The sequence below is a fragment of the Roseateles sp. UC29_93 genome, from assembly GCF_042695725.1.
Classification (GTDB): domain Bacteria; phylum Pseudomonadota; class Gammaproteobacteria; order Burkholderiales; family Burkholderiaceae_C; genus Roseateles; species Roseateles noduli_A.
Genome location: NZ_CP170545.1, coordinates 611,205 through 633,812 on the forward strand (window position 1 = coordinate 611,205; position 22,608 = coordinate 633,812).

21 protein-coding genes and 2 pseudogenes are annotated in these 22,608 nt (G+C 69.8%); 13 read left to right on the forward strand and 10 right to left on the reverse strand.

From position 1 onward, the window contains the following. Positions 1–76 precede the first annotated feature (76 nt). The 3 genes and pseudogenes from ACFJIX_RS02785 to ACFJIX_RS02795 form a co-directional block, all read right to left on the reverse strand. A complete protein-coding gene (locus ACFJIX_RS02785) occupies positions 77–364 on the reverse strand; it encodes a hypothetical protein (RefSeq protein ID WP_377162140.1) in 288 nt (95 codons plus the stop codon). A 91-nt stretch (positions 365–455) separates the two neighbouring features. Next, positions 456–767, reverse strand: a pseudogene (locus tag ACFJIX_RS02790) (hypothetical protein); the annotation flags it as partial. Further along, positions 704–1,147 carry a YraN family protein gene (locus tag ACFJIX_RS02795; protein ID WP_377157597.1) on the reverse strand — a complete coding sequence of 148 codons (444 nt, stop codon included), beginning with the start codon at positions 1,145–1,147 and terminating at the stop codon, positions 704–706. The pseudogene ACFJIX_RS02790 and the gene ACFJIX_RS02795, both read right to left, overlap by 64 nt. Here ACFJIX_RS02795 and rsmI point away from each other — a divergent pair. Further along, the gene (gene rsmI, locus ACFJIX_RS02800; protein WP_377157599.1) at positions 1,146–2,093 is read left to right on the forward strand and encodes a 16S rRNA (cytidine(1402)-2'-O)-methyltransferase; all 948 of its coding nucleotides are present in this window, start codon (positions 1,146–1,148) and stop codon (positions 2,091–2,093) included. The genes ACFJIX_RS02795 and rsmI overlap by 2 nt on opposite strands. A gap of 92 nt (positions 2,094–2,185) precedes the next feature. On the opposite strand, the gene ACFJIX_RS02805 is transcribed toward rsmI, so the two are convergent. After that, complete coding sequence (locus ACFJIX_RS02805) at positions 2,186–2,527, reverse strand: hypothetical protein (protein WP_377157600.1); 342 nt, start codon at positions 2,525–2,527, stop codon at positions 2,186–2,188. Positions 2,528–2,719: 192 nt separating this feature from the next. Between ACFJIX_RS02805 and tldD the strand changes: the two genes are divergently transcribed. Further along, complete coding sequence (gene tldD, locus ACFJIX_RS02810; RefSeq protein WP_377157601.1) at positions 2,720–4,183, forward strand: metalloprotease TldD; 1,464 nt, start codon at positions 2,720–2,722, stop codon at positions 4,181–4,183. A 319-nt stretch (positions 4,184–4,502) separates the two neighbouring features. After that, positions 4,503–5,654 carry a 3-deoxy-7-phosphoheptulonate synthase gene (locus ACFJIX_RS02815; RefSeq protein WP_377157603.1) on the forward strand — a complete coding sequence of 384 codons (1,152 nt, stop codon included), beginning with the start codon at positions 4,503–4,505 and terminating at the stop codon, positions 5,652–5,654. A gap of 29 nt (positions 5,655–5,683) precedes the next feature. Here ACFJIX_RS02815 and ACFJIX_RS02820 read toward each other — a convergent pair whose 3' ends face one another. Both ACFJIX_RS02820 and ACFJIX_RS02825 read right to left on the reverse strand, forming a co-directional pair. After that, positions 5,684–6,514, reverse strand: coding sequence for a lectin (locus tag ACFJIX_RS02820; RefSeq protein WP_377157605.1), 831 nt, complete (start codon positions 6,512–6,514; stop codon positions 5,684–5,686). Between the two features lie 68 nt (positions 6,515–6,582). Beyond that, a complete protein-coding gene (locus tag ACFJIX_RS02825) occupies positions 6,583–6,969 on the reverse strand; it encodes a hypothetical protein (RefSeq protein WP_377157607.1) in 387 nt (128 codons plus the stop codon). Positions 6,970–7,318: 349 nt separating this feature from the next. Here ACFJIX_RS02825 and ACFJIX_RS02830 point away from each other — a divergent pair, with 349 nt between their 5' ends. Then, entirely contained in the window at positions 7,319–8,137 is an 819-nt protein-coding gene (locus ACFJIX_RS02830; RefSeq protein ID WP_377157609.1) for a zinc-dependent peptidase, read from the forward strand. 59 nt (positions 8,138–8,196) lie between these two features. On the opposite strand, the gene ACFJIX_RS02835 is transcribed toward ACFJIX_RS02830, so the two are convergent. Beyond that, positions 8,197–8,748 (reverse strand): protein phosphatase CheZ, encoded by a 552-nt coding sequence (locus ACFJIX_RS02835; RefSeq protein ID WP_377157611.1) that lies wholly within the window; start codon positions 8,746–8,748, stop codon positions 8,197–8,199. 289 nt (positions 8,749–9,037) lie between these two features. Between ACFJIX_RS02835 and ACFJIX_RS02840 the strand changes: the two genes are divergently transcribed. Next, a complete protein-coding gene (locus ACFJIX_RS02840; RefSeq protein ID WP_377157612.1) occupies positions 9,038–9,490 on the forward strand; it encodes a hypothetical protein in 453 nt (150 codons plus the stop codon). A 19-nt stretch (positions 9,491–9,509) separates the two neighbouring features. Here the strand turns inward: ACFJIX_RS02840 and ACFJIX_RS02845 are convergent, their stop codons facing one another. Further along, positions 9,510–10,205: an HPP family protein gene (locus ACFJIX_RS02845; RefSeq protein WP_377157613.1), complete on the reverse strand. Its 696-nt coding sequence runs from the start codon at positions 10,203–10,205 to the stop codon at positions 9,510–9,512. A 197-nt stretch (positions 10,206–10,402) separates the two neighbouring features. Continuing rightward, positions 10,403–10,873 carry an Lrp/AsnC family transcriptional regulator gene (locus ACFJIX_RS02850; protein WP_377157615.1) on the reverse strand — a complete coding sequence of 157 codons (471 nt, stop codon included), beginning with the start codon at positions 10,871–10,873 and terminating at the stop codon, positions 10,403–10,405. Positions 10,874–11,038: 165 nt separating this feature from the next. Between ACFJIX_RS02850 and ACFJIX_RS02855 the strand changes: the two genes are divergently transcribed. The 8 genes and pseudogenes from ACFJIX_RS02855 to ACFJIX_RS02890 all read left to right on the forward strand — a co-directional run bounded on the left by ACFJIX_RS02855 (position 11,039) and on the right by ACFJIX_RS02890 (position 21,593). After that, complete coding sequence (locus ACFJIX_RS02855) at positions 11,039–14,626, forward strand: indolepyruvate ferredoxin oxidoreductase family protein (protein WP_377157617.1); 3,588 nt, start codon at positions 11,039–11,041, stop codon at positions 14,624–14,626. Positions 14,627–15,013: 387 nt separating this feature from the next. Further along, the gene (locus ACFJIX_RS02860) at positions 15,014–15,637 is read left to right on the forward strand and encodes a DUF1800 family protein (RefSeq protein ID WP_377157618.1); all 624 of its coding nucleotides are present in this window, start codon (positions 15,014–15,016) and stop codon (positions 15,635–15,637) included. Next, positions 15,600–16,250, forward strand: coding sequence for a DUF1800 family protein (locus ACFJIX_RS02865; protein WP_377157620.1), 651 nt, complete (start codon positions 15,600–15,602; stop codon positions 16,248–16,250). The genes ACFJIX_RS02860 and ACFJIX_RS02865 overlap by 38 nt, the downstream gene beginning before the upstream one ends. 2 nt (positions 16,251–16,252) lie before the next feature. After that, a pseudogene (locus tag ACFJIX_RS02870) lies at positions 16,253–17,585 on the forward strand (DUF1501 domain-containing protein). 314 nt (positions 17,586–17,899) lie between these two features. Then, complete coding sequence (locus ACFJIX_RS02875) at positions 17,900–18,373, forward strand: hypothetical protein (RefSeq protein WP_377157622.1); 474 nt, start codon at positions 17,900–17,902, stop codon at positions 18,371–18,373. Positions 18,374–18,392: 19 nt separating this feature from the next. After that, positions 18,393–19,793, forward strand: a complete 1,401-nt coding sequence (locus tag ACFJIX_RS02880; protein ID WP_377157624.1) for a class II fumarate hydratase — start codon at positions 18,393–18,395, stop codon at positions 19,791–19,793. Next, complete coding sequence (locus ACFJIX_RS02885) at positions 19,780–20,706, forward strand: ZIP family metal transporter (RefSeq protein WP_377157625.1); 927 nt, start codon at positions 19,780–19,782, stop codon at positions 20,704–20,706. The genes ACFJIX_RS02880 and ACFJIX_RS02885 overlap by 14 nt, the downstream gene beginning before the upstream one ends. 182 nt (positions 20,707–20,888) lie before the next feature. Continuing rightward, the gene (locus ACFJIX_RS02890; protein ID WP_377157627.1) at positions 20,889–21,593 is read left to right on the forward strand and encodes a hypothetical protein; all 705 of its coding nucleotides are present in this window, start codon (positions 20,889–20,891) and stop codon (positions 21,591–21,593) included. Positions 21,594–21,619: 26 nt separating this feature from the next. Here the strand turns inward: ACFJIX_RS02890 and ACFJIX_RS02895 are convergent, their stop codons facing one another. Beyond that, positions 21,620–22,537, reverse strand: coding sequence for an alpha/beta hydrolase family protein (locus ACFJIX_RS02895; RefSeq protein WP_377161574.1), 918 nt, complete (start codon positions 22,535–22,537; stop codon positions 21,620–21,622). Positions 22,538–22,608 lie beyond the last annotated feature (71 nt).

Genomic DNA, 22,608 nt, shown 5'->3' on the forward strand with positions numbered 1-22,608 from the left:
TCGGAGAGGTCGGAGGGGGTCGTCGGCATCGCCGTCGGGTTCAGGATCGGGGTCGAGTGCCGGATCGACGTCCGCATCATTCGCCCGCGCCGAGGAGTTGCAGGTCGATCGCGTCGCTGAGGCAGTGGGAGAGCAGACGGTGCGCCTCCGCCACCCGCGCGAAGCGGCTGTGCGGCACGCGCAGCTGCACGTCGGTGTCGAGCAGCGTGCCGCGCCACTCGTCGTCCTGCGTGCCGCTGAGCACGATCACGCTCATCTCCTGGTTGTGCGCCACCTGCAGCAGCGCGGCGGCGGCGCCGCTGGCCTGCGCCTCGAACAGCAGCAGCAGATCGCCCGGATGGCCGAAGGTCTGGATCTGACGCATCAACGCCGACGCCGGATCGGCATACCCCCTGCGCCTGCGCGTCCAGCGCCATCGCGGCCAGGCCGGGCCGTTCCTGCTCGAAGCGGCCGGACAGCAGCGAGGCCATGTAGGTCGCGTCCGCGGCCGAGATGCCCAGGCCCGCGCTCAGCACGCGGCCGCCACCCGTCAGCGCGTCCACCATCATCTGCGCCGCGACCGCCAGCGGGCGCGACAGGCCCTCGGCGATCTGGTACAGCAGGTCCGCGCTTTCGAAGAATTGTTGTTGTATGCGTTGTTCCAACATAGGTGCGGGGATGATAAAGGCGGACGGCGGTGCCACCGGCGCCGGCGCGACCGTCATCAATCGGGCGCCCAGCCGTCCCGCGACCACGGCGATGCCGCGTCGAACGCGCCGCGCAGCCATTCGATGCGGTCGCCGTCGATCGCGACGACATCGAACCGGCACGGCGGCACGACGCGCTGCGTGCGAAGGAAACATTCCGCCGCGAAGATCACACGCCGTTGCTTGGCCCGGGTCACGCTGGCCGCCGCGCCGCCGTGCGCATCGCTCTCGCGGGCGCGGACCTCGACGAACACCAGCGTGCCGTCGCGATCGCGCAGGATCAGGTCGACCTCGCCGCCGCGCGCCGACGGGCCGCGCGCCACCCGATAATTGCGCGCCACCAGCCGCAGACCCTGCCGCCGCAGATGGTCGAGGGCGCGCTGCTCGGCCTCGGCACCGCGCGCCTGCTTGTCCACGGCGTCCGTGGCGCCCGTGCTTCCCCTGGAGAATTTCTTGAACATGTCGACGTCCCCGTCCGCTTCGCTGATCGCCGCCGCTTCCGCCGCGGCCGGTCATCAGCAACACCCGGGCGGCACGCTCTACGTCGTCGCGACCCCGATCGGCAACCTCGCCGACCTGAGCCTGCGCGCGATCCACGTGCTGGGCCTGGTCGACGCGGTCGCCTGCGAGGACACGCGCGTCAGCGCTCAGTTGCTGCGCTGGCTCGGTTTGCACAAGCCGCTGGTGGCCCTGCACCAGCACAACGAGCAGCAGGCGGCCGAAGGCCTCGTCGCGCGGCTGCTGGCCGGGGAGCGCATCGCCTACGTCAGCGACGCGGGCACGCCGGCGATCTCGGACCCGGGCGCGGTGCTGGTCGCCGCGGCGGCGAAGGCCGGCGTGCGCGTCATGCCGCTGCCCGGCGCCAGCAGCGCCGCGGCGGCGCTCAGCGTCGCCGGGGACGCGCGGGCGCAGGGCTTCCGCTTCGTGGGTTTCCTGCCGACCAAGGCCGCCGAGCGCCGCACCGCGCTGCAGGCGTTGACCGGCGCGCCGCACAGCCAGGTGCTGTTCGAGGCGCCGCATCGCATCCAGGAGCTGATCGCGCTGCTGGCTGAGCTCGCGCCCGAGCAGACGCTGACGGTGTGCCGCGAGGTCACCAAGCAGTTCGAAACCATCCATACTGCGCCGTGCGCGACGCTGCCCGCGTGGCTGGCCGAGGACAAGCAGCGCGAGCGCGGCGAGTTCGTGCTGGTGCTGCATGCGGCGCCGGCGGCGTCCGCCACCGATGGTCTGCCCGACGAGGCGCTGCGCACGCTGCGCGTGCTCGTGCGCGACCTGCCGCTGAAGCAGGCCGCGGCGCTCGCCGCCGAGCTGACGGGCGAGTCGCGCAAGGCGCTGTATCAGCAGGCGCTCGAATGGAAGCAGGACGCTGCGGGCGACGATGAAGAGGACGCCGACGAGGCACCCTGAATTCATCTTCCTGCGCAGACCCCGGCCCTCGCCCCACCCTCTCCCGCAAGCGGGAGAGGGGGTAGGGAGGGTGCCGACGGGGCCGGTCTGAATCACTTGCCGGCGGTCTTGTTGTTGTGCTTGGCGCGGCGGATGTCGGCACTGGCGACGTCCTGCTTGCGCTGAAGCTGGCGGCGTTCCTTGGCGGTGACCACGCCGTCGGACTTGGCCTTCGCCTCGGCGTTGTTCACGCGGGCCTGTTCCTTCTCCAGATGCTGGGTTTCCTTGGCGGTCAGCTGACCGGAAGCGGCACCATTGGCGATGCGCTGCTGCTGGTTCGCTTCGCGCTGGTCGACGCGCGGTGTCGCGGTCGCGGCGGGAGCGGCGGTCTGGGCAAACGCCGTGACGGCCATCAGGCTGGAGACGAGGGCGATCGACAGGGACATGCGCTTCATCGAGGTTCTCCTTGGGAGGTTGGCTGCGGTTTTCGTTGCCGCTGCGGAGACAACGAGGGTCCTGTCGGAAACGGTGACCGGGTCACCGTAAAGATCGGTGAAGCGATTGCTACCGGCGGTCACCATCCCTCCGGGAGGGTCGGCTGCGCCCGCCCCCGGGCGGGCGTCACGGGCGATGCCTACAATCAGCCGATGATTTCGCGCGAACCCACCCTCGCCCGCCTGGTCACCGCCCGTGCCCAGCTGCTCGAACCCTTCGGCCTGACCGATGCGTCGCTCTCGCAGGCGCTGCGCCTGATCACGGAGCACCGTGTCGACGACGCCGACCTCTACTTCCAGACCACCCGCGCGGAGGGCTGGAGCCTGGAGGAAGGCATCGTCAAGAGCGGCAGCTTCTCGATCGACCAGGGCGTGGGCGTGCGCGCCGTCGCCGGCGAGAAGACGGCGTTCGCGTACTCCGACGACATCTCCGAGGCCGCATTGCTCGACGCCGCCCGCACCGTGCGCGCCATCGCCACGGCCGGCCAGAGCCGCCGCGTGAAGGTGCCCAGCGAGCCGATCGTCTCCGGCAGCCGCGCGCTCTATGGCGACGCCGACCCGATCGCCAGCCTGGACAGCGCGCAGAAGGTCGCGCTGCTGGAGCGCACCGAGCGCCTGGCCCGCGCCAAGGACCCGCGCATCGCGCAGGTGATGGCCGGCCTGGCCGCCGAGCACGAGGTCGTGCTGATCGCCCGCGCCGACGGCACGCTGGCCGCTGACGTGCGGCCGCTGGTGCGCCTGTCCGTCACCGTCATCGCCGAGAGCAACGGCCGCCGCGAAGTGGGTTCCGGCGGCGGCGGCGGGCGTTTCGGCCTGGCCTACTTCACCGACGAGATGATCGCGTCCTACGTCGAGCAGGCGGTGAGCGCGGCGCTGACCAACCTCGAATCGCGCCCGGCCCCGGCCGGCGAGATGACCGTCGTCCTCGGCCCGGGCTGGCCCGGCGTGCTGCTGCACGAGGCCGTCGGCCACGGCCTGGAAGGCGACTTCAACCGCAAGGGCTCTTCCACCTTCTCGGGCCGCATCGGCGAACGCGTCGCCGCCAAGGGCGTGACGGTGCTGGACGACGGCACCATCCCCGACCGCCGCGGCTCGCTCAACGTCGACGACGAGGGCTGCGCCTCGCAGCGCAACGTGCTGATCGAGGACGGCATCCTCAAGGGCTACATCCAGGACGCGATGAACGCCCGCCTGATGAAGGTCGCCCCGACCGGCAACGGCCGCCGCGAGAGCTACGCCCACATGCCGATGCCGCGCATGACCAACACCTACATGCTGGGCGGCGACAAGGATCCGAAGGAGATCATCGCCAGCATCGACAAGGGCCTGTACGCGACCAACTTCGGCGGCGGCCAGGTGGACATCACCTCGGGCAAGTTCGTGTTCTCCGCCAGCGAGGCCTTCTGGGTCGAGAACGGCAAGATCCAGTACCCGGTCAAGGGCGCGACCATCATCGGCAACGGCCCGGACGCGCTGACGCGCGTGAGCATGATCGGCAACGACATGCAGCTGGACACCGGCGTCGGCGTCTGCGGCAAGGAAGGCCAGAGCGTGCCGGTGGGCGTCGGCCAGCCGACGCTGCGCATCGACGGCCTGACCGTCGGCGGCACGGCCTGACCCCGCTGACCCCGTTGACCCAGGAATTCACGAAGGGTGGCTTGCCCGATGTCGTCGTGCGACACGGGCGGCTGTCACCCCGCGGCGCTTGACGCGCCGCATTGAGCACAGGCACTATTGGCCCCATGCGTTCCGCACCCAAGTTTTACTTTGCTTATTTTTGGTTCTCGCACCGCCCCGGCGGAGGAGAGGCGAACGCATAAGCAGAGCGCCAAAGAATCCTCAAGAAACCGCCGGGCCCACAGCCCGGCGGTTTTTTTCGGCCGGGCGAAGTGACTACCCAGCAGCAGCCCGTCCACCACGAGAAAGCGTGATTCCCATGAATGCCAAGTCGACCAGTCCTTATCCCAGCGCCACCCAGGCGGAGCGCTGGTATTCGCCGCAGGACAAGACCTCCCAGACCGACGACGAACGCATCCTGGACATCACGCCCTTGCCGCCTCCTGAACACCTCATCCGCTTCTTCCCGATCCGTGGCACGGCCATGGAGCAGCTCGTCGTCGGCACGCGCCAGCGCATCCGCGACATCATGCAGCGCCGGGACGACCGCCTGCTCGTGATCATCGGGCCGTGCTCGATCCACGACCCGGCCGCGGCGCTCGACTACGCCAAGCGCCTGGTGACGCTGCGCGAGCAGCACGCCGACACGCTGGAGATCGTGATGCGCGTCTACTTTGAGAAGCCGCGCACGACGGTGGGCTGGAAGGGCCTGATCAACGATCCCTACCTCGACGAGAGCTACCGCATCGACGAGGGCCTGCGCATCGCGCGCCAGCTGCTGCTGGAGATCAACCGGCTGGGCATGCCGGCGGGCTCGGAGTTCCTGGACGTGATCTCGCCGCAGTACATCGGCGACCTGATCAGCTGGGGCGCGATCGGCGCGCGCACCACCGAGAGCCAGGTGCACCGCGAGCTGGCCTCGGGACTGTCGGCGCCGATCGGCTTCAAGAACGGCACCGACGGCAACATCAAGATCGCCACCGATGCGATCCAGGCGGCGGCGCGGCCGCACCACTTCCTGTCGGTGCACAAGAACGGCCAGGTCGCGATCGTCGAGACCAAGGGCAACCGCGACTGCCACGTGATCCTGCGCGGCGGCAAGGCGCCGAACTACGACACCCAGAGCGTCGCGGCGGCCTGCGCGGACCTGGCGACCTCGAAGCTCGACACGCGGCTGATGGTCGACTGCTCGCACGCCAACAGCAGCAAGAACCATGAACGCCAGCTGGATGTCGCGCGCGACATCGCCGCGCAGATCCGCGCCGGCGGCACCAGCATCTTCGGCGTGATGGTCGAGAGCCACCTGAAGGGCGGCGCGCAGAAGTTCAGCCCCGGCAAGGACGATCCGTCCAAGCTGGAGTACGGCAAGAGCATCACCGACGCCTGCCTGGCATGGGACGACTCGATCGAGGTGCTGGACGTGCTCAGCGCGGCGGTCCGTGCCGCGCGCACGGAGACCGTCGCACGCTGATCGCGGCGAGCGGCGTCACCCCGACACGCTCACCACGACCAGCGCTGGTTCTCGCCGCCGTTGCAGCGGTAGATGATGACGGCCGTGCCCGGACGGGCGCGGCCGTTCTCGATGTCGAGGCACTTGCCGGAGTCCGCGCTGCGGAGCTCGCTGCCGCGCGTGCGCCAGCGCTGGTTGGCGCCGCCGTTGCACTCGTAGGCCATGACCCGGGCGCCGTCCGAAGTGTTGCCGTTGGCGACGTCCAGGCACAGGCCCGACACGCGCAGTTCGCCGTTGCGGTTCCACTCGAAGCGCTGGTTCCCGCCGCCGTTGCAGTCGTAGACGATGAGGTTGTGGCCGGGACGCGCGCCGCCCTCGATGTCGAGACAGAGCCCGCCCTTGCCGCGGATCTGGCGACTGTTCCAGCCGGAGTCGCCGTGCCAGTCGCCGTCCCGGTCCTTGTCCTTGTCCTTGTCCTTGCTGGCCAGCAGCGCGATGCCGGCGATCACCGCCGCGGCGGCCACGGCCGCGCCGACGTTGCTCGAGTTGTCCGAGCTGCCGCTGTCACCCGTGCCGCCCGCCGCCACCGTGACCTTGAACCGGCCGCCGCAGCCGCCGTCGACCCACATCTCCTTGCTGGTCAGGTCGAAGCCCCAGGTCCGGCCGAAGCGGCAACCGCCGGCGGTCTGCTGCAGGAGCTCCACATCGGTCGCGCCGTCCGGCAGCCGGTGGCTCTGATAGCCGCCCCGCGAGTTCAGCTCGATCGTCTGTTCGGCGGCTCGCGCCGGCGCACCGCCCAGCACCAGTCCCGCCGCGACCGGCGCCGCGATGACGTGTCGCATCCAGCGCACGCGCTGATCCTGCCGACCTGGTTGGCCCATCGTGTCCTCCCCCACGTTGTTCGATCCGCGCGCCAATCGCACACGGCGTCAGGCGATGCTAAAGCGGGTCAGGCGGTGACGTCCAGCACGCGCGGCGTCCCGCCGGCGCGGTCGACATGGCTGACAAGCATCGGCCCGAGCTCGACCTGCACCCGCAGGTCGGGGAAGTTGGCGGCCGTGTAGGTGCCGTGGGAGTACGGCGGCGTCTCGATACGGCTGACCGGCGGCGCCTCCTGGCCGAGCGGATGACGGCCGTAGGTGACGTCGGCGCTGTTCTGCGCGTACATCTCCTGGAGCGGCCCGTCCGTCCCGATGAACGGGGACAGGCGCAGCACCACGGACGGCGGCGGGCCGTCCAGCATCTCCTGCTGGACTTTCGCGCGGTACTGCTGCAGCGGACTGACGTCGAACGGCGAGGTCCTGAGCGACGTCGCCTGCACTTCCGAAAACTTCAAATCGCCTCGACGGCCACCGCGCCTTCCAGCCGGTTGCCGCCCTCCCTCATGCTGATCGGTTCGTATCAAGGCGACCGTCCGGGGGTGGGCGCTTCAATCAGCGCTCAAGTCCGCGGTCGTCCAGGCCGAAATTGTCCGGGCCGCGCGTGACCGGAACGGGCCTCGCCACCCTCGTGCCGACCGTCAATCGCCCCGGGCGCCGGACTTCGTCGCGCCGATGCCGCAGTCCTGTTCGGACAGCGGTTCCCGACGCGATCGCCGGACCGCAAGACCTGACCCGCACTTGAAAAGCGTTCGATGCGCGCGCATCTTGGAAGTCTTGCAGCGAAGCGCCGATGCGCTCACCGCCATGACCCTGCTGTTGCTCGCGCTGATCGCGGCGCTGATCTGCTTCTGGCTGATGAGCCATTCCTGGCGGCAGGCACGCCGCCGCGCCGCGCTGCGCGCGAAGGCCTTTCCCGCCGTGTGGCGCGCCATCCTGCGCCGCAACGTGCCGCAGGTCGCGCGGCTGCCGGCGGACCTGCAACTGAAGCTCAAGCGCCAGATGCAGGTCTTCCTCGCGGAGAAGTCCTTCATCGGCTGCGCCGGCCAGGTCATCACCGACGAGGTCCGCGTGACCATCGCCGCGCTGGCCACGCTGCCGCTGCTCGGCCGCAGCCGCGGCTACTACCCGAAGCTGCATACGGTGCTGGTCTATCCCGGCGCCTTCATCGTCGACCGGGTGCGGCATCAAGGCCCGCTGCAGATGCAGGACCGCCAGGTGCTGAGCGGCGAATCCTGGGGCGAGGGTCAGGTCGTGCTGTCCTGGGACGACGTGCTGCGGGACGCCGCGCATCCGGAGCGCGGCCACAACGTCGCGGTGCACGAATTCGCGCACCAGCTCGATCAGGTCAAGGGCCTGGCCAACGGCGCGCCGTGGCTGGGGAACCGGGCGCGGCAGGCGCGCTGGGCGGTGGTCATGCAGCAGAGCTTCGACCTGCTGCGGGTGCGGCTCGTCGCGGGCGAGCCCGATCCGCTGGGCGACTACGCGGCCACCGAACCGGCGGAATTCTTCGCCGTCGCGAGCGAGCGCTTCTTCGGGCAGCCGTGGGCGCTGGCCCAGGCGCATCCGGCGCTGTATGCGGAGCTGCGCCGGTATTACGAGGTGGATCCTATGCTCTGGTCCTGAGCAAGGACCTCGGAGATCGTCGAAGGGCCGGGGACGGCCTCAGAAGCTCTCAGAAAACCTCAGAAGCCCATCTCCGCCAGCAGCGCGTCGACGTCGTCCTGCTGCAGCGCCTTGTCGGGCGTCTGCACGCCGGCGAGCTGCTCTTCCACGGCCGCTTGCGGGGCTGCCTGTTCCTGCGCGGCAAGCAGCTGCTGCAGCGGCTCCTCGGCGGGGCGCAGCATGTTCAGCACCTTGTTGATCACCTGGCCGGACAGGTCCTGGAAGTCCTGGGCCATCATGATCTCGGTCTGCAGGCCCTTCACGCGGTCCGCGAACCCGGCGGCGCCGGCCGCATAGGCCGCGCACAGCCGCATCATCGCGCGGGCGCGTTCGACACTCAGGTCCGGCGCGGCGGCCAGACGCTGCAGCGACTCCGACAACTCGTGACCCTGTCGCGCCACCGCCTGCGCGTCCTCCTGCGCCGACTCGACGATCCCCAGCACCTTGTTGGCCGCCTGGTCGGTCATGCGCTTGACGTAGTCCAGGCGCTCGCAGGCATCCGGCAACTCGTGCGACAACTTCTGCAGCGCCTGATGCGCGGCGGCCGTGAGAGGGGTAGCGGATTGGGACATGGTGATCGAGCTCGCGAAGGTGGTCGCAGGGTCGGCGGGTGGGTTTGCGCGATGTGCGCACAGCGCTGTTTGCGGCGCTTCAGAAGCGCTCGGACGGCGCTCTTTTCAAGTGCGGAAATCTTAGTTCTGCAACTGCTGTAACCAACGGAAAGGGTCGCGGGCGCCCGTGCATTTTTGGTGGGGAGCCCCGCATTTAAGCAGTTGACCCACGCCGTCGCCTGTAGCCTTCATCCCGTCCGTCTTCGGTCCGCCCTTGCTGGTGTCTGTCTTTGGCAAAGCGATCCGTTTCATGAACATGGCCACCACCCGTCCTTCGCCCGGCTTGAATCGCACCAACGCGCGGTCTGGTTCGACGTCCACGTCGCGTTCGCCGTCGAGCGCCTCGCGCGACGACGGACGCAGCTTCGCTGCGGCGCCTCGTGCGCAGGCCGCGCAGCCGGCGCCGCCGTCCGCCTTGCGCGACGTCAGCGACATCGTCGTCGGCGTGGCGCTGATGCTGGGCGTGCTGTTCGCGTTGCTGATGCTGACGCTGTACACCCGGGATTCGATGGTCGTCGGCAAGGCGCTGCAGGAGCAGGGTCAGGCGCGCGGCACCATGATCTGCAAGGACGGGAAGGTCGCCCGCGGCGACGGCTCGCTGCCGGACCGCATCGTCGAGGACGGCGTCTTCGTCTGCACCGACTGGCGCACGCTGCAGGCGATCGAGCAGGAAGAGGCCGAGCGCGGGATGCGCAAGTACTGACCCCCAGGGGGCGCAGTCGTCAGGACCAGAGGTCCAGCGGCGGCTCGTGCGTCATGCCGCGCAGCAGGTCGCTGCGCGAGAGGAAGCCGATCAGGTGGCCGTTGTCGTCGCCCACCGGCAGGCCGGGCAGGCCCAGGTCGAGCATCAATTGCGCCGCCTCGCGCAAGGGCGTGTCGGATTGGGCGACCGGCACCGGCGTCCACATCACGTCGTCCACCGGCGCGGCCAACCGCCGCGCGATGACCATGATCTCGGCCATCTCCTCGAGATCCTCCGCCAGACCGCGCGTCAGATCGCCGCGCGACACCAGGCCGCGCACCTCGCCCTGGTCGCCGAGCACCGGCGCCTGCGCGACGCCGGCGCGCGACATCGCCCGCATCGCCTGACGCAGCGACGAGCCCGACATCACGCTGATCAACTTGCGGCTCATCAGCTGATGCACCTGCGTCAACGGCACCCGCGTGGTGTCGCCAGCGTAGGCGGCCAACGCCTCGTGCGCCATGTAGGCCGAGGGGCCGAATCCCGGCGTACCGCCGACACCGCCGCCGCCCTGCCCGACGCCGGCCAGCACCACCGTCGACGGCGTCAGGTCGCCCTGGCGAGCAATCGGCGCCACCGCGCGCGTGCGCGCCACCGCCTGCACCGGAGCCAGGTCGCGAACCTGCTCCAGGCCGCCGGTGAGGATCTTTCCGGAGGTGCCGTAGACGGAGAACATGGCGTCAGGATCTCACGTCGAAAACGCGATGCCCATTGAGGAGAACGCGCACTGCGGGGGTCGCCCTCCTGCGAGACGCCAGGCGCGGGCACTCCACGACGCAGGGGGCATCCCTCCGGGAACCCCCAGCGTCATTCCGGCCCCACTGCCAGTCTTTGACTGCACGTTGAACGGTCGATGGTGATCGGCGGCGACGCTCACGGGACCGGGTAGGCGGTCTCGTACTTCACCTCGCGCAGCACCACGTTGCTGCGCACGCTCGCGACGCCCGGAACGCGGAAGACCTTGCTCTGCAGGAACTGGTCGTAGGCCTTCATGTCCGGCGCGACAATCTTGATCACGTAGTCCGCCTCGCCGGTGATCGCCTGGCATTCGACGATCTCCGGGCTGCCCGCCACCATCGCCTCGAACGCATCCACCGCGCCTTCCGTGTGCCGCACCAGGCTGACATTCGCCAGGACGCAGATCGACAGGCCCAGTTGCTCCCGGTCCACGAGCGCCACGTGACGCCGGATCACGCCCCGCTCCTCGAGCTCCTTGACGCGGCGCCACACCGGCGTCGCCGAGAGGCCGACCTTCTCCGCCAGCTGCTGTGTGCTCTGGCGCGCGTCGGCCTGCAGCGCCTCGAGGATCAAGCGGGTCGCTCGATCGAAACGTTCGTTCTCCATATCGGCACTTTCTGAGAATGATCTGGTCGATCCGTGCCACCGCTCTAGTAAACGGAGCAAGAAAGTGCGCATTGTCTGGGGAAAGAATCCCTCCATTCATTCTTCTGACCATCCGAGCCGACCGGCACCCCGCCCGGCCGGCTCGCCCCATTGGGGAGACAAGCCATGACCGAAGCCAGTCTTGCCGCCGCGCCGGCCCTGCGCCCCTACCAGCTGTCCGACAACCTGGCCGCCAGCGCCGGGCCGGTGTTCCTGACCGGCACGCAGGCGCTGGTGCGCCTGCTGCTGATGCAGAAGGCCCAGGATGAACGCCAGGGCCTGAAGACCGCCGGCTTCGTCAGCGGCTACCGCGGCAGCCCACTGGGCATGGTCGACCAGCAGCTGTGGAAGGCGAAGAAGTTCCTCGACAAGGCCGCCGTCAACTTCCTGCCCGCGATCAACGAGGACCTCGCCGCCACCGCCTGCCTGGGCGTGCAGCGCGTGGCGCTCGATCCGAAGCGCACCGTCGATGGCGTCTTCGCGATGTGGTACGGGAAGGGGCCCGGCGTGGACCGCTCCGGCGACGCGCTCAAGCACGGCAACGTCTACGGCACCGCGAAGCAGGGCGGCGTGCTAGTCGTCTGCGGCGACGACCACGGCTGCGTGTCCTCGTCGACGCCGCATCAGAGCGACCTCGCGCTGCAGGCCTGGTCGATGCCGCTGGTGCATCCGGGCAACGTCGCCGAGTACCTCGAGTTCGGCCTCTACGGCTGGGCGCTGTCGCGCTTCTCCGGCGCCTGGGTCGGCTTCAAGGCGATCTCGGAAGTCGTCGAGTCGGGCATGACGGTCGACCTCGACGCGGTGCCGATGGACTTCGAGCTGCCCGTCGACCACACGCCGCCGACGAACCTGCACATCCGTTCCGTCGACCTGCCGTCGCTGGAGCTGGAATCGCGCCTCGCGCACAAGATCGATGCGGTGCTGGCCTTCGCCAAGGTCAACTCGATCGACAAGCACATCGTCGTCAGCCCGCGCGCCTCGCTGGGCATCGTCACCGTCGGCAAGGCGCATTACGACTTCATGGAAGTGCTGCGCCGCCTGGACCTCGACCCCAACGCGCTGGCCGCCGCCGGTGTGCGGGTCTACAAGGTCGGCCTCGTGTACCCGCTGGAGCCGACGCGCATCCGCGAGTTCGCGCAGGGCCTGACCGACATGCTGGTCATCGAGGAGAAGGCGCCCGTCGTCGAGCGCCAGATCAAGGAACTGCTGTACCACCTGCCCGACGCGCAGCGTCCGCGCGTGGTCGGCAAGTCCGATGAACACGGGGCCGCCGTGCTGAGCGCGCTCGGTGAGCTGCGGCCCTCGCGCATCATGCCGACGGTGGCCGACTGGCTCGCGCGACTGAACCCGGCGCTGGACCGGCGCCATCTGGTCGTCGACTTCCTGACGCCCTGCCTGCTGTCCAACAGCGCCGACGCGGTGCGCCGCCAGCCCTACTTCTGCTCGGGCTGCCCGCACAACACGTCGACCAAGCTGCCGGAAGGTTCGCGCGCGCTGGCCGGCATCGGCTGCCACTTCATGGCGAGCTGGATGGAGCGCGGCACCTCGGGCCTGATCCAGATGGGCGCCGAGGGCGTCGACTGGGCCGCGCATTCGCGCTTCACGACCGAGAAGCATGTCTTCCAGAACCTGGGCGACGGCACCTACTACCACTCGGGCTACCTGGCGATCCGGCAGGCCATCGCGGCCAAGGCCAACATCACCTACAAGATCCTCTACAACGACGCGGTCGCGATGACCGGCGGCCAGCCGGTCGACGGCCAGACCTCGGTCCCGCAGATCGCGCGCCAGGTCGAGGCCGAGGGCGTCAAGCGCCTGGTCGTGGTCTCCGACGACATCGACAAGTACGAGGGCCACCACGGCCTCTTCCCCGCGGGCACGACCTTCCATGACCGGTCCGAGCTGGACGCCGTGCAGCGCGAGCTGCGCGAGATCGCCGGCGTCACCGTGTTGATCTACGACCAGACCTGCGCCGCCGAGAAGCGCCGCCGCCGCAAGAAGGGCGAGTTCCCCGACCCGGACAAGCGCATCTTCATCAATGAGTCCGTCTGCGAGGGCTGCGGGGATTGCGGGCAGGCGAGCAACTGCCTGTCGGTCGTGCCGGTCGAGACCGACTTCGGCCGCAAGCGCGTGATCGAACAGAGCAGCTGCAACAAGGACTTCAGCTGCGTGAACGGCTTCTGCCCGAGCTTCGTGTCGGTGCACGGCGCCAAGCTGAAGAAGCGCGCCGGCGCGGCCTTCGGGCCGGCGGACCTGGCGCGCGAGATCGCCGCGATCCAGCCGCCCGCGCCCTGGGCGTGGACGGGACCCTTCGACATGCTGGTCACCGGCGTCGGCGGCACCGGCGTCGTGACGGTGGGCGCGCTGGTCACGATGGCCGCGCACCTGGAAGGCAAGCAGAGCTCGGTGCTGGACTTCATGGGCTTCGCGCAGAAGGGCGGCGCGGTGCTGTCCTTCGTGCGCGTCGCGCCGACGCAGGACCTGCTCAACCAGGTCCGCATCGACACGCAGCAGGCCGACGTGCTGCTGGCCTGCGACATGGTCGTCGGCGCAAGCGCCGACGCGCTGGCCACGATCAAGGCCGGCCGCACGGTGATCCTGGCCAACACGCATGAACTGCCGACCGCCGCCTTCGTCCGCAACCCGGACGCGAGCCTGCAGGCGGACGCGCTGATCGCCAAGATGCGCCACGCCGTCGGCGAGGGCCAGGACCTGCTCGCCAGCATCGACGCGCAGGACATCGCCAAGCGCCTGATGGGCGACACGATGCCCAGCAACATCATCATGCTGGGCGCCTGCTGGCAGCGTGGCCTGGTGCCGGTGTCCTTCGAGGCGCTGATGCGCGCGATCGAGCTCAACGGCGTCGCGGTCGAGAACAACAAGACCGCCTTCGCGCTGGGTCGCCTCGCGATCGCCGCGCCGGAGGCGCTGCGCCGCCTGGCCGGCGAGCAGAGCGGCTCCGCCGTGCAGTGGTTCAACTTCGACCAGCTCGACGACAAGGACGGCCAGCCGGGTCTGGTCTCGCGCCGCAAGGCCTTCCTGACCGACTACCAGGATGCCGCCTACGCGTCGCGCTACGAGGCGCTGGTGCAGCGCGTGCGCGCCGCCGAGTCCGCGCTCGGCGACGCCGGCAAGGGCCTGCGCCTGACCAAGGCCGTCGCGCGCTACTACGCCAAGCTGCTCGCCATCAAGGACGAGTACGAGGTCGCGCGCCTGTACACCGACGGCAAGTTCGAGGCCGCGCTGAAGGCGCAGTTCGAGGATTGGGATCACCTGAGCTTCCACATGGCGCCGCCGCTGCTGTCCAAGCCGGGCGCCGACGGCCGCGCGAAGAAGATCGAGCTCGGCTCATGGACCTTCAAGGCGCTGAAGACGCTGGCGAAGTTCAAGGGCCTGCGCGGCGGCATGCTCGACATCTTCGGCAAGACCGAAGAGCGCCGCATCGAGCGCCAGCTGGTGCGCGACTACGAAGCGCTCGTCGACGACCTGCTCGCGCACCTGACCGCCGCGAAGCTCGACGTCGCCATCAAGCTCGCGCGCCTGCCCGAAGGCATCCGCGGCTACGGCCACGTGAAGCTGGCGAACGTCGTCACCGTGCGCGCGCAGTGGAAGGATCTGCTCGACCGCTTCCATGGTCGCGCGGTGGAGGCGCCCATTGCCGTCGTACCGCTGACGAAGACCCCCGAACGTGTGAAGGGCGTGGCCGAACTCTGAGGACGGGCAAGCTACAACTGTGAAGTAGCGCAAAGGCCACTGGACACGGCCGACACGGCGGCGGCATGCTTGTCGCATGTCACGCTCGAACTCCGCGCTCCGTCGTCGCTCGCTGCTGCTGGGCGCAACAGCCTCCGCCGCGCTCGCCGCGTGCGGCGGCCTGCCCTCCACGCCCGACATGCCGATGGACGCGTCCCAGCGCCTGCGCGCGGCCAACCGCGTCGGCTGGGGCGCGACGCAATCGCAGCTGGGCGAGATCGACCGTCTCGGTCGGGGTCGTTATGTCGAACGCCAGCTCAAGGCTGATCCGAAGGCGCCGATGCCCGGGGCTGTCCAGGCCCGCATCGACGCGATGGGCATCAGCCAGGGCGATCTGCCGTCGCGCGCGTGTGGGCGGCCGAATCCTTCCGGCGCAACGGCGACAACAAGGTCGCGACGGAAGAGGAACGCGTCGCCGCGCGCAAGGCCTACCAGGACGCGCAAGGCCAGGCCGCGCGCGAGACCGGCGAACGCCAGCTGCTGCGCGAGCTCTACGCGGAACAGCAGCTGCTCGAACAGCTGTCGTGGTTCTGGTTCAACCACTTCAACGTGCACCAGGGCAAGCGCGACATCCGGCTGCTGCTCGCCGATTACCAGGACCGTGCGCTGCGACCGCACGCGCTGGGATCGTTCCGGACGATGCTGGGCGCGGTCGCGCGGCATCCGGCGATGCTGCGCTACCTGGACAACGACCAGAACGCCGTGCGCGCGATCAACGAAAACTACGCGCGCGAGCTGCTGGAGCTCCACACCCTGGGCGTCGACGGCGGCTACACGCAGCGCGACGTGCAGGAGCTGGCGCGTGTGCTGACCGGTTTCGGCGTGCGGGTCGATCCCGAGCCGGCCGAAGGTCGCGCCACGTTTCGAAGCGCTCTACCAACGCGACGGACTCTTCGAATTCCACCCGGCCCGGCACGACTTCGGCGACAAGCAGTTGCTGGGCCGCACCATCAAGGGCCGCGGGGCCGATGAACTCGACGAAGTCCTCGACCTGCTGGTGGCACAGCCGGCGACGGCGCGTTTCGTCTGCGGCAAGCTGTCGGTGTTCTTCCTCGGCGAGCAGCCGCCGCGCGAGGTGGTCGACGCGATGTCCGCGGCCTTCCTGAGAACGAAGGGCAACCTGCCCGCCACACTGCGCCCGATGCTCTACGCGCCGCAGTTCGCCTCGGCGGACGCACCGCGTTTCAAGGACCCGCACGTCTACCTGCTCTCGAGCCTGCGCGCCGGCTTCGAGCAGCGTGAGCTGCAGAACGCGCAGCCGCTGCAGAACTGGCTGCGGCGATTGGGCCAGGGCCTCTACGACAAGCAGACGCCGGACGGTTATCCGCTGACGGCGGATGCCTGGAACAGCCCGGGGCAGATGACACTGCGGTTCGAGGTCGCGCGCCAGATCGGCGGCGGTGCGGCCGCGCTGTATCGACCCGAGGGTACGAACACGCCGGTGCCGCTGCCCGACCTGCAGCCGCTGCGCGCGCGCATCGAGCCGACGCTCGCGCCGGCGACGCGCACCGCGCTGGCGCAGACCACCTCCCCGCAGCAATGGCTGACGCTGTTGCTCTCCAGTCCCGACTTCATGTATCGCTGACCATGGACCGACGACACCTGCTCCGAACGCTTGCGGCCGGATCCCTGACGATCTCGCACGCCCGCCTCTTCGCCACGGGCGCCACCAGCACCGCAGGCCAGGGTCTGGAGAAGCCGGTGACGCCGGTGCCCCTTGGAGCGAATGCCGAGCGTGAGGAGGCGATTGAGCGGAGAGGGGCACCGGCGTCACCGGCTTCGGGCGGTGTCGGACGGCCCCGCTTCCTGCTCGTCTTCCTGCGCGGCGGCTACGACGCCACCCACCTGCTGATCCCCACGAGCAGCAGCTTCTACTACGAGCAAAGACCGCGCATCGCCATCGCCAGACCCTCGCCGACCGACGCTGCCTCCGCGCTGCCGCTCAACGCCGACTGGGGGCTGCACCCTGCCCTGCGCGCGAGCCTGTTCCCGCTGGTGCAGGCGGGCCAGGCGCGCTTCCTCCCGTTCGCCGGCACGGAGGATCTGTCGCGCAGCCATTTCGAGACGCAGGACAGCATCGAGCTGGGCCAGCCGGTGGGCGGTTCGCGCGACTACAACTCGGGCTTCCTGAACCGCCTGGCGGCGGAGCTCGACGCGCAGCAGGCGCTGTCGTTCACGGACCAGTTGCCGATCGCGTTCCGCGGCCCGGTGCGCATCGCCAACGCCGGCCTCCGTGAGACCGCGCGTCCCGCCGTCGACGCGAAGAACCGCGCGCTGATCGCCAGCATGTACCAGGGCCAGAGCCTGGGCGCGTCCGTGGAGGAAGGGCTCGCGCTGCGCGAGGAACTCGCGCGCGACCTGTCGCCGGACCGGATGAAGACGATGACCGACGCCGCCGGTCGCAATGCGATTCCCGCCAAGGGCTTCGAGCTGGAGGCGCGCCGCATCGCGACGCTGATGCGCGGACGCTTCAGCCTGGGTTTCATCGATGTCGGCGGCTGGGACACGCACGTCAACCAGGGCGGCGCAACCGGGCAACTGGCCAATCGTTTCGAGGAGCTCGGCCGCGGCCTCGCGGCCATCGCGGATGAACTGGGGCCGGATTCTCTGGCGGCAGACCACGGTCATGGTGATCAGCGAATTCGGCCGCACCTTCCGCGAGAACGGCAACCGCGGCACCGACCACGGTCACGGCAGCGTGTACTGGCTGCTGGGCGGCGGCCTCGCGACCGGTGGTCCGGTGGCCGGCGACCAGATCGCGCTGACGGCGACCTCGCTGTTCCAGAACCGCGACTACCCCGTGCTCAACGACTACCGCGCCGTGCTGGGCGGGCTGTGGCAACGCCAGTTCGGGCTGTCCAGCGACGCCCTGGCCCGTGTCTTCCCAAGTGTCCGCCCCAAGGACCTTCGCCTGATCTGACACGGCTTCGCCCAAAGCCCCCAGGCCTTGCAAGCGCTTGCAGGCGAAGGCTTGCAGATGAGATCAATTCTCATCTAGGATCGTCCTCAAACGAGAAGACTCCTGCGGGTTCCGACCCCGCGCGACCAATGCAACTTGCAGAGAGGTTGCGCCGCGATGCGATCGGCATCGTTTCGCGGCTCGACCTCTCTTTTCTTTTTGCGTCGGGAGCCGGCCTTGCCGGACTTCACTTCCCGTTCCCGCCACAGCAAGCGTTCCTGCCAGCCCGTGTCCGCCGGCCCGACCGGTTCACGCCTTGATCGTCAGGAGTCGCCATGCCCTTGCTTCCCTCCCGCATGCCCGCGCCCGAAGGCGCTTCCCTGCCCGCTTCCGGCCCCGGCCTCCCTCCCGCGGGGGAGTCGCGGGCCGCCCCGATGGCGGTCGACGGGGGATGCGCCGCCGCCGATCATCCGGGCGTGGAGTGCCTGCGCTGGATGGCGCTGAAGATCACCTGCGGCCTCGCCCCCGACGAGCCGGCCCTGCTGCGGCGGCACCAGCTGGCGCTGGAGCAACTGGTCGACGCCGGCGTCCTCGCGCCGATCCCCGCTCACGAACAGGCCCTCCGGCTGCTGTACGGCGCCGCTCACAACTCGCTGCTACCCTGGCATTGGCGATGTGCCTGCCTGGATCAGCTCAACCGTCCGCTCGCGGCGTTGCACCGGTTGGCCGACGCCCAGGGCGACGCCGCCCTCGTCGCGCGCCTGCAGCGCTTCCATTGGCGCCTGAGCCGCAGCCCCCTTCAGGAATGACCAGGAAAGAAAAATTCCCATGAGCAAGGCCACCCGCATCGAACGCGATTCCATGGGCGAAGTCGCCGTGCCCGTCGACGCGCTGTACGGCGCGCAGACGCAGCGCGCGATCGAGAACTTCGCCATCAGCCGCCAGCCCATGCCCGAGCGCTTCGTGCGCGCGCTGGTGCTGCAGAAGGCGGCCGCGGCGCGCGCCAACATCGCGCTCGAGCAGGTGCCGGCCGACATCGGCCAGGCGATCGATCGCGCCGCGACGCAGCTGCTGCAGGACCCGGCGCTGATGAGCCACTTCCCGGTGGAGATCTTCCAGACCGGGTCGGGCACCAGCTCGAACATGAACGCCAACGAAGTGATCGCCACCGTGGCCACGCGCCTGATCGGCAGCGGCGCGGCGAATCCGGTGACGGTCAATCCGAACGACCACGTCAACGCGGGCCAGAGCAGCAACGACTCGATCCCGACGGTGCTGCACATCAGCGCCGCGCAGGCGCTGCAGGGCGAGCTGCTGCCGGCGCTGGACCTGCTGGTGCAGACGCTGCAGGAGAAGATCCAGAGCGTCGGCCATCACGTGAAGACCGGCCGCACCCACCTGATGGACGCGATGCCGCTGCGCCTGGGCCAGGAGCTCGGCGGCTGGTGCGCGCAGATCGAGGCGCGCCGCGCGCAGCTGCGCGCGCTGCTGCCGTCGGTGTGCGAGCTCGCGCAGGGCGGCACCGCGGTGGGCACGGGCATCAACGCGCATCCGGACTTCGCGCAGCGCTTTGCCGAGGAGCTGTCCACGCTGACCGGCCTGAGCTTCCGCCCCGCGCCGGACTTCTTCGCCGCGCTGTCGGCGCAGGACACGGCGGTGGCGCTGTCGGGCGCGCTGAAGGGCCTGGCGGTCTCGCTCATGAAGATCGCCAACGACCTGCGCTGGATGAACTCCGGCCCGCTCGCCGGCCTGGCGGAGATCGAGCTGCACGCGCTGCAGCCGGGCTCGTCGATCATGCCGGGCAAGGTCAATCCGGTGATCCCGGAAGCGGTGACGATGGTCTGCGCGCAGGTCATCGGCCATGACGCGGCGATCACGATCGCGGGTCAGTCGGGCAACTTCCAGCTCAACGTGATGCTGCCGCTGATCGCGACCAACCTGCTGGACAGCCTGGCGCTGCTTTCGGCGGCCACCAAGGCGCTGGCGGAACAGGCGATCCGAGACTTCAAGGTCAACACCGACGGGCTGCAGCACGCGCTGGCGCGCAACCCGATCCTGGTCACCGCGCTGAACCGCGAGATCGGCTACCTGAAGGCCGCCGCGATCGCCAAGCGCGCGTATGCGGAGAAGCGGCCCATCCTCGACGTCGCCGAGGAGATGACCGACTTCGACCGCGCCACGCTCCAGCAGATGCTGGATCCCGCAAAGCTGACCGATGGCGGACTCTGACGCGATCCCCCGCGACGACCGCGCGCTGGCGCGCCGGCATCGGCTGCGCCAGGGCTTCGGCTTCGCGATCCTGCTGATCGGGGCGGTCCTGCTGCTGCTGCAGGGCTGGACCTGGATCAGACCGGGCGGCGGCATCGGCCACGGCTCGGTGATCATGATGGCGCTGCAGGCGGGCCTGCTGGCCGCCGCGGCAACGGCCTTCGGCACGCTGCCCGCGCTGGGCACGCGCAGCCTGTCCGCGCGCGGGCAGGACGCCCTGATGGGATTCGGCGCCGGCGTGATGCTGGCGGCCTGTTCGTTCTCCCTGATCATTCCCGGCCTCGAGGCCGCGCGCGCGCATTCGACGCCGACCGGCGCCGCCACGCAGGTCGCGCTGGCGGTGCTGCTGGGCGCGTGGGCGCTGATGGCGCTGGACCGCTGGCTGCCGCACGAGCACTTCATCAAGGGCCGCGAGGGCATGGACCCGACGCGGCTGCGGCGCACGACGCTGTTCGTGATCGCGGTCACGCTGCACAACCTGCCGGAGGGCCTCGCGATCGGCGTGGCCTTCGCGGCCAACGATCCGGTCGCGGCGGCCAGCCTGAGCCTGGCCATCGCGATCCAGGACCTGCCGGAGGGCTTCGTCATCGCGGTGGCGCTGATGACGGTGGGTTACTCGCGGCGCAAGGCGCTGCTGCTGGGCGCGGCGTCGGGGCTGGTCGAACCGGTCGGCGCGGTGCTGGGTGCCTGGGTCGTTTCCGCCTGGCCGCTGTTACTGCCGTGGGGACTGGGCTTCGCGGCGGGCGCGATGCTCTTCGTCATCAGCCACGAGATCATTCCCGAGTCGCACCGCAAAGGCCACGAGCGCTGGGCGACGCAGGGGCTGATGCTCGGCTTCGCGCTGATGATGGTGCTGGACACGGCGCTGGGCTGAGCGTCCGGCGCCTGGCCTCCGGCATCCGTAACGCGCCCCTTCCGCCTGGTTTACAACTCGCCGCGTTCAATCGGCAGCCTTTCACGCGGCCCCCGCTCGCGCACGGGACCGGGCGCCCACAAGCCCCGCACGTCCCTTCACCATCGGTGTTCTGCTTTCTTGCCTGCAGGACCCGAGCCGTGATGAAGAAGTTTTTCGCCGCGCTTGCCGCGCTCGCCGCCGCCCTCCCCGTCTTCTCGACGACCGCGCACGCCGCCGGCCTGACGCCGCTGGAACAGCGCTGGATCGCGGGCATGTCGCCGGTCCTGCAACACGCGAAGACCTCGGGCATGCCGGTCGACATCGTCGTGCAGCCGCAGGACGCGCCGGAGGCGGCGCCGCTCGCACTGGGCTTCAAGGATGGCCGCTGCAAGCTGGTGCTCAGCCTGCGCGGCAACCCCGAGGGCGAAGCGACGACGCAGCGCCTGCCGGCGGGCCTGGAGGACAGCGCCCTCGAACTGATGGCGGCGCATGAACTCGGCCATTGCCGCCGCTACCTGGATGGCGCGTGGTTCAACCTGCCGGTGGGTTTCTCGGCCACGCCGGTGCCCGACGGCCTGAGTCCGGACCTGCAGCGCGCCTACCTGTCGATGAAATCCGTGCGCCGCGAGGAAGGCTACGGCGACCTCGTCGCACTGGGCTGGACCGCGCAGCGTCACCCCGACCAGTACGCCGCGTTGCACGCTTGGCTGATGCAGGAACGCAGCCGCGACCTGCTGCCGGGCAGCCACCACGACACGCTCGCGTGGCTCAAGCTGGCCCGTGATGCGAAGGCGCTGGGAAGCGCGCCGTCGATGTTCGAGGCGGCCGCGCCGCTCTGGGCGCAGGCGCTCGACAGCGACGAGTGATCGACGGCCCCTGCGGGCCGTGATCGTCAGCGTGAGGTCGCCGCTTCGGAACCCGACGCATTCCCAGGCGCCTTGCCCGGCTTCAGGTTCTCCTCCAGGAACGCCTCCAGCGCCATGAAGAACTCGAGGCGATGGCTGTTGCGGCTCAGGGAGTGATCGCCGCCATCCTGCTCGATGTAGCGGACCCTCTTCCCGGCGCGGCGCAGCGCCTTGGCCATGTCCTCGCTCTGCGACACCGGCACCACCCGGTCGTCCGTGCCGTGGACCAGCAGCACCGGCGCCTGGATGCGATCGGCCTGCAGCGCGGGCGACGTGGCCCGCAACTGCGCGCGGTCCCCCCAGTAGCGGCCAATCTGCCGTTCCACCGCCTGCTGTCCGCCCGCATAACGCGACTCGTAGGCGATCAGGTCCTGCAGGTCCGCGACGCCCGCGAAGCTCACGCCGCAGCGATACAGCGACGGCGTCTTCACCAGTCCCATCAGCGCCGCATAACCGCCGTAGCTGCCGCCCACGATGCAGACCCGCGCCGGGTCGGCCACGCCCTGTTCCACCGCCCACTCGACGGCGTCGGTCAGGTCGTCCTGCATCTCCAGTCCCCAGCGGCGCAGGCCGGCCATCGCGAATGCGCGCCCCTGCCCGTCCGAGCCGCGGAAATTGACCTGCAGCACCGCGTAGCGCCGGTTGGCCAGGAACTCGGTCCAGGTGTCGAAGTCGACATCGTCGCGCCCCTGCGGACCGCCGTGCGGCATCAGGATCAGCGGCAGCGGTCCGCCGGCGTGGCCCTTGGGCAGGGTCAGGAAGGCGTCCATCTCCAGCCCGTCGCGCGCCCGGATGTGCGCCGCGCGCTTGCCGGCGAGCGCTTCCTCCGGCAGGTCCGGATAGGTCTCGCCGAGCAGCGACAGCCGCCCGGTGCCGCGGTCGCCGAGGTAGTACTGCCCCGGCATGCCATTGCCGCTGCTGTAGAGCAGGTAGCGCTGCTCGTCGGCGCTGATCTCCAGCAGCCGGTTGACGCGCT